This is a genomic window from Frigoribacterium sp. 2355, assembly GCF_054060695.1.
In genome coordinates this window covers 1-6,844 of sequence record NZ_JBSSDL010000023.1, presented here as the reverse complement: position 1 = coordinate 6,844, position 6,844 = coordinate 1, and the positions used below count along the sequence as shown (strand labels likewise).

Below are 6,844 nucleotides of genomic sequence, written 5' to 3'. Positions count from 1 at the left end.
CCGCGCCGGCCCCGCGGCCGGGGGGGCGGGGGGGGGGGGGGCGGGCGGCCCCCCCCCCCGCCCCCGGCCCGGGGGGCGCGGCGGCCCCCCCCCCCCCCCCCCCCCCCCCCCTCCTCGGTGTCCCCCTAATGGTGGGCATGACGTGGCGAGGGCTCTGTGGCATCGTTGCAGGGTTCGGAGACGGCACGCTCCCACCAGGCGCGCCCAGCGAGAGGGAGCCGTGTGATCAGGGACGAAGTCCGCGAAGAACGTCGGCAGCGAGCGGTCGAGACGCTCGGCATCGTCGAGTCGGGCCACGAGGCCCGCCTCGACCGCGTGACCCGCGTCGCCCGGGCCGTGTTCGGGGTGCCGCTGTCGTCGGTCACCGTCATGGACCACGAGCGCGCGCTCTTCGTCGGCCGGGCGGGCTTCGACGACCCCGAGTCCGGCCGCACCGACACCCCGTGCAGCCTCGTGACCGACACGGGCGAGATCGTCACCACCGACGACGCCCGCGTCGACCCGCGGTTCGCCCACCTGGGCGCCTTCAACGACAACGGGCTGCGGTTCTACGTCGGTCACCCGCTGCGCGACGGATCGGGCAACGTCGTGGGTTCGTTCTGCCTGATGGACGCCGAGCCCCGGCAGCTCTCGGCAGACGAGATGGCCGAGTTCCGCGACCTGGCCGCCTGGGCCCAGGTCGAGCTCCTCGCCGACGCCGACGCCTCGGCCGCCCGCTCGACGCAGCAGGCGCTGTTGCCGGCCGAGCCCCTCGAGGTCGAGGGCGTCCGGGTCGAGGGCATCTGCCTGCCCTCGCTGAGCGTCGGGGGCGACTACTACGACTACGGACTCGTCGGCCGGTTCCTGCACGTGGCCGTCGGCGACGTGATGGGCAAGGGCGTCGGGGCGGCCATCATCGGGTCCTCCGTCCGGGCGGCCTGTCGTGCGGCCTCACCGCAGGTCGCCGCGGGACGCGAACTCGGCCTCGCGGTCGACCGCATCGAACGAGCCGTGCGGACCGACCTGCAGCGCACCGGGACGTTCGTCACGTACTTCCACGCCGTCCTCGACCTCGACACGGACGAACTCTCGTTCGTCGACGCCGGGGCGGGGCTGTCGATCATCGTCCGGGCCGACGGCAGCGTGCAGCACCTGGCGGGCACGGGGCTGCCGCTCGGGCTCGACGAGCAGCAACAGCACGTCACCGAGACGACACGCCTCGGCGTCGGCGACCAGCTGATCGTCATGAGCGACGGCGTCCTCGACGTCCTCGACGACGAGTTCGACTGGGCCCTCGAGGTCGGGCGGCTCGCGACACGGCCCGCCACCGGCGGTGCCGACGGCCTCAGCCTGCTCGGGTCGATGGCGGCCCTGACCGAGCGACGCCTCTCGCGCGACGACGTCACCGTCGTCGTCATGGACCGTCGCGCGTGACCGACACCCTGAGTCGCCGCGACCAGCGGCTGCTCGACCGGACCACCCCGGGTCGCCGCATCGTCGCGATCCGGGTGGCGGTCCTGCTGGCGTCGCTCGCCGGCCTGAACTACATCGTCTGGCGCTGGGCCGCCTCGGTGAACTGGTCGTCGTGGTGGATCGCGGTGCCGCTGATCCTCGCCGAGACGTACAGCGTGATCGACTCGCTGCTGTTCGGCCTCGGGGCCTGGCGGCTGCGTGAGCGTGGCGAGCCGCCGACCGCGCCCGACCCCGAGGGCCTCGAGACGCGGGTCACGGTCGACGTCTTCGTCACCACGTACAACGAGGAGGTCGAGCTCGTCATGCGCACCGCCCTCGCGGCGCAGCGCATCGACTACCCGCACACGACGTGGATCCTCGACGACGGGGGTCGCCCCGAGATCCGTGCCGCCGCCGAGGCCGCGGGCATCGGCGTCATCACCCGGTCGGACGACTGGGCCGACCGGCCGCGCCACGCGAAGGCCGGCAACCTCAACAACGCCCTCCTGTCGACCGAGGGCGAGTTCCTGCTGATCCTCGACGCCGACCAGGTGCCGAAGCCCGAGATCCTCGACCGCACCCTCGGTTACTTCAAGGACGAGCGGATCGCTCTCGTGCAGACGCCGCAGTGGTTCGAGAACGTGCCGGAGTCCGACCCCCTGGGCAGTCAGGCACCGCTGTTCTACGGCCCCATCCAGCAGTCGAAGGACGGCTGGAACAGTGCGTTCTTCTGCGGGTCGAACGCGGTCCTCCGTCGGGAGGCGCTGATGCAGCTGGGTGTCGCGCGGTACGTCACCGAGGTCGAGGCGGCCGTGCGTCGAGCCGTCCGCACCTCGCGCAAACTGCTGGTGCGGGCACGCGAGGAGGCCGTCGGCCAGCCCCGCGTGCTCGAGGCGTTGGACGACGCCGAGACCGTGGTCGAGCGGGCCCGGGCCGAGTTCGCCGCGGGGGAGTCCATCGGCGACGTCACCTACCGGTTCCAGCGCAGCATCGACACGATCGCCTTCCGTTTCGCCGACGCCGACCTCGCGGCCATGAAGGGCGACCTCGCCGAGCTCGCCGCCATGTCGCTCGGCCCCGACACGTTCGACGCCCTCGACGAGGCGGCCCTCGACCTGCTCGCGCAGCGGTCGTCCTCTCCGCTCGCCGCCATCGAGTCGATCTCGCTGCTCGTCGGGGCGCTCGACGTCGACCGCGGCTCCGAGGCGCAGGCGATCATGCCCCTGGCCACGATCTCGGTCACCGAGGACATGGCCACGGCGATGCGCCTCCACGGGCTGGGCTGGAGGTCGGTCTACCACGACGAGACCCTCGCCATCGGGCTCGCGCCCGAGGACCTCGCGACCATGATGACGCAGCGTCTGCGCTGGGCCCAGGGCACCATGCAGGTGTTCTTCCGCGAGAACCCGCTCGTGCAGAAGGGCCTGTCGTGGGGTCAGCGTCTCATGTACTTCTCCACCATGTGGAGCTACCTCTCGGGCTTCGCCGCCGTGGTCTACATCGCGGCGCCCGTGCTCTGCCTGTCGTTCGGCGTCGTGCCGGTGCAGGCCTACAGCGTCGACTTCTTCGCCCGCCTGATCCCCTTCCTGGTCTTCAACCAGCTGCTCTTCTGGGTGGTCGCGGCGGGCAGGCCGACCTGGCGGGGGCAGCAGTACTCGCTGGCGCTCTTCCCGGTCTGGATCGCCTCGGTCACCACGGCGTTCCAGAACGTCTACCGCGGCCGCGCGCTCGGCTTCTCGGTGACGCCCAAGACGAAGCAGGCGGCCACCGGCCCCCGGTGGGACCTCGTCCGACCGCAGATCTGGGCCGTCGCCTGCCTCGTCGCCGCACTCGTCCTGGTCGGCGTCCGCTACGCCACCGGGCAGGCCGAGGGCCTCGCGCCGCTCGTCAACATCGCCTGGGTGCTCTTCGACCTGGTGATCTTCAGCATCATCGTCCGGGCCGTTCTCTACCCGGGGCCCTCGGCACCCCACGACAAGGAACAATCATGATGACCGTCACCGTCGAGGCCGTCGAAGGCGGCTGCGTGCTCTCCCCACAAGGGCGCCTCACCGTGGTCTCGACACCACAACTCCGCGACGAGGTGGCCGCACGTCTCGCGGCCGGCGACCGCCTCATCATCGTCGACCTCTCGGGCACGACCTTCGTGGACTCGTCGGGCCTCGGGGCCCTCGTGTCGTGCCTCAAGTCGGCACGCCAGGCCGGGGGAGACCTGCGGCTGGTGGCCCCCACCGAGCAGGTCTCGATGGTGCTGCGCCTCACGAACCTCGACCGCATCCTCAAGCCCCGCGCCTCGGTCTCGGCCGCCCTCGATGACTGAGCGTCCCGGCCCCGTCGTCATCGACGTGGCCGTCGAACCCGAGAGCATCGACCTGGTGCAGAACGCCTTCGAGGCGTGGTGGACCTCGCTCGGCGACGACTCGCTCGAGACGCGCTTCTCGTTCGAGACCGCGATCGTCGAGATCGCGGCGAACGTCGTCGAGCACTCGCGCCGGTCCGAGGCCGACCGCGGTCGCCGCTTCACCCTCGAGCTCTCCGCCACCGACGACCGGCTGACGGCCGTCTTCCACGACAACGGCATGCCCAGCGAGATCGACCTCAGCGCCGTCTCGATGGCCGACCTCGAGGACGAGGACGGTCGCGGCCTGGCCCTGGCGCTCCTCAGCCTCGAGAGCCTCGACTACCGCCACGAGGACGGCCGCAACGTGTGGACGCTCGTGTGCCGACGCTGAGGCACCCGTCGGCGACGGTGTCACGTCGGCGGGCGGCCCGCCGGATCGGCGCGGCCCTGCTCGCCGTCGCGGCGTTCGTGCCGCTGGTGCTGGGGCCGGCGGTGCTCGGGGACGCGACGTCCGCGTCGGCCGCCGCCGCGCCTCCTGAACCCTCGGACACGTGGTTCGGCCCGGACCTCGACTGGGGCTCGGACGGACCCGACGGCTACGCCGGTCGACTCGGCGCGACGCCGTCGCTGTACGGCGTCAACATCGACTACCCGCTCGACCAGGGCGCGGTCGAGGAGTGGCGCCGGTCGGCCCGTGCCGCGGCCGCCCAGGGCGCCGTGCTCGTGGTCAGCCTGGAGCCCACCGGGCGGCTCGCCGACCTCGACGCCGCGGACGCGCGCCGGGCCGACGGCCTGCTGACCGAGATCGACCGGCAGTACGGCACGCTCCAGCTGGTGCGCTTCGCGCCCGAGATGAACGGCAACTGGCAGCGCTGGGGGCAGCAGCCCACGGCGTTCGTCGGGGCGTTCCGGGCCCTCGCCGACGTCGTGCACGCCGGGGACTCGCAGGCCCGCATGGTGTGGGCTCCGTCCTACGGTGCGGGCTATCCGTTCTCGGACGCTGTCGGCCGCCTCACCGAGACCCCCTCGAGCGACGTCGACCTGCTCGACACGAACGACGACGGGCGGGTCACCGAGGCCGACGACCCCTACGGGCCGTACTACCCCGGCGACGACGCGGTCGACTGGGTCGGCCAGTCGATGTTCTTCTTCGCCAAGGGCAGCGCCTCGACGGCCGCCGGCACGTCGGTGCCGTTGGTCGAGAACCAGGCCCCGGCGGCGGGCGAGGTCGAGGCACGCTTCGACGAGACCTGGGGCTACACCGAGGCTCAGCCGTCGACGTTCTACGAGCGCTTCGCCGAGGGGCGCGACCGACCCATGCTGCTCGACACGGGCGCCCTCTACGCCGCCGAGTTCGACGGTGCCCCCGAGCTCGACGTCAAGCAGGGCTGGTGGCGTCAGGTGCTGGACGCCCTGCCGACCCACGACCGGATCTCCGGCGTCACCTGGCTCGAGGTCGAGCGGGACGAGGCCGAGGCGGGCGACCGACCCGTCGACTGGCGGGCCACGGCCGGGTCGGGCATCGCCGGGGCGCTGCGCACCGACCTCGAGGAGTCCGACCGGATCGACCTCGGGCCGGTCACCGACCGCGTGACCTCGACCGACGGCGACGCCGCGACCGTGCAGGTCCGCGACGGCGGCGGCGACGAGATGGGCTGGATCGTGGCCTGTGCCGTGGTGCTCGCCCTGGTCTTCCTGGTGAGCGGCGTCGTCGGGCGCCTGCTGCCCCGCTGGCGCTACCCCGACGACGGATCACCCGGCCGCGACCTGCGCATCGACCTCTTCCGCGGGTTCATCATCCTGGCCGTCGTCATCACGCACATCGAGGTCGCGGGGCCGTTCTCGTTCGTCACGCTGAAGGCCGTCGGGGCGATCACGGGCGCCGAGATGTTCGTGTTCCTCAGCGGCATCGTGCTCGGCATGGTCTACCCGCTCGGCATCAAGAAGTACGGCGAGAAGGCCGCCGCGATCGGCGCGTTCGTCCGGGCGCGCAAGCAGTACGTCGTGACCCTCGCGGTCATCCTGATCGTCTTCGCGCTGAGCTTCGTGCCGCTGCTGAACACGGACGCGGTCACGACCTTCACCGACCGCGGCACGGGCATGACCGGCACCTCGGCGGAGGGGCGGGTCTACGACCTGTACCCGAACGTCGACCGCCTGCTCGACTACCCGCCGCCGTGGTACGCCGTGCGTCAGCTGTTGCTGCTCGAGATGGGGCCGTGGCCGTTCAACATCATGGGCCTGTTCGTCGTGCTGAGCCTGACGATCCCCGCCCTGATGTGGGCGATCAAGCGGCGTGCCTGGTGGGCCGTGTTGCTGGTCAGCTGGGCGGTCTACGCCGTCGGGGTGGTCTTCCCCGACGTCCACCTCCTGCCGTCACAGTTCGAGCCGGTGTTCCCGCTCTTCGCCTGGCAGGTGCTCTTCACCCACGGTCTCGTCATCGGCTGGTACCGGCGTCGGATCGTGACGGCGCTGACCACCCGCCTCGGCAAGGTGCTGGTCGGCGTGGGGGTCGTCGGCTACGCCGGGTTCCTCGCGCTGATCTGGGCCGGGCACGCCTACGGGTTCGCCCCGGGGCCGATCCCGACGGGCCTCTACGACACGCTGTACGCGACCGGCTACCAGCGGGTCGACATGCAGTGGGGCCGGCTGGTCGACGTGGCCCTCGTGGTCGTCTGCGTCTACGCGATCCTCACGGTGTTCTGGAAGCCGATCTCGGCGGCCCTCGGCTGGTTCTACGTCCCCCTCGGGCAGGCCAGCCTCTACGTGTTCATCTGGCAGGTCTTCTTCGTGCTCGCCGTCGCGTCGATCCCCGGGCTGGACCGCTCGGACGTGGTCGTCGGCACGATCGTCCACGTGGTCTCGATGCTGCTGCTCTGGGTGATGGTGAAGAAGAAGTTCCTGTTCTCGGTCATCCCCCGCTGAGCGGCGGGCCGCCGGGGGGGGCGGGGGGGGGGGGGGGGGGGGCCCCCCCCCCCGCCGGCCCCCCCGGCGCCCCCCCCCCGGGGGGCCCCCGGGGGGGGGCCCCCCCGGGGCGGGCCCCGGCGCCCCCCGGCGCCCGGGGCCGCGGCC

5 protein-coding genes are annotated in these 6,844 nt (G+C 72.3%); all 5 read left to right on the top strand.

All coding sequences use genetic code 11. The features are described from left to right. Positions 1-222 precede the first annotated feature (222 nt). The 5 genes from ACVJ1F_RS15325 to opgC are packed head-to-tail and all read left to right on the top strand — an operon-like array spanning position 223 to position 6,697. Positions 223-1,413 (top strand): SpoIIE family protein phosphatase, encoded by a 1,191-nt coding sequence (locus ACVJ1F_RS15325; protein ID WP_456887279.1) that lies wholly within the window; start codon positions 223-225, stop codon positions 1,411-1,413. A 59-nt stretch (positions 1,414-1,472) separates the two neighbouring features. Beyond that, positions 1,473-3,422: a glycosyltransferase gene (locus ACVJ1F_RS15320; protein ID WP_233568548.1), complete on the top strand. Its 1,950-nt coding sequence runs from the start codon at positions 1,473-1,475 to the stop codon at positions 3,420-3,422. Beyond that, positions 3,419-3,751, top strand: a complete 333-nt coding sequence (locus tag ACVJ1F_RS15315; protein WP_056047165.1) for an STAS domain-containing protein — start codon at positions 3,419-3,421, stop codon at positions 3,749-3,751. The genes ACVJ1F_RS15320 and ACVJ1F_RS15315 overlap by 4 nt, the downstream gene beginning before the upstream one ends. Continuing rightward, the gene (locus ACVJ1F_RS15310; RefSeq protein ID WP_082460371.1) at positions 3,744-4,163 is read left to right on the top strand and encodes an ATP-binding protein; all 420 of its coding nucleotides are present in this window, start codon (positions 3,744-3,746) and stop codon (positions 4,161-4,163) included. The genes ACVJ1F_RS15315 and ACVJ1F_RS15310 overlap by 8 nt, the downstream gene beginning before the upstream one ends. Continuing rightward, positions 4,151-6,697, top strand: a complete 2,547-nt coding sequence (opgC, locus tag ACVJ1F_RS15305) for an OpgC domain-containing protein (protein WP_456887276.1) — start codon at positions 4,151-4,153, stop codon at positions 6,695-6,697. Before ACVJ1F_RS15310 ends, opgC begins: the two co-directional genes overlap by 13 nt. Positions 6,698-6,844 lie beyond the last annotated feature (147 nt).

What these genes read in the sequence shown, in the direction of transcription:
- ACVJ1F_RS15315 (WP_056047165.1), top strand. Translation starts at nt 3,419, where the DNA reads ATGATGACCGTCACCGTCGAGGCCGTCGAAGGCGGCTGCGTGCTCTCC.
- ACVJ1F_RS15310 (WP_082460371.1), top strand. Translation starts at nt 3,744, where the DNA reads ATGACTGAGCGTCCCGGCCCCGTCGTCATCGACGTGGCCGTCGAACCC.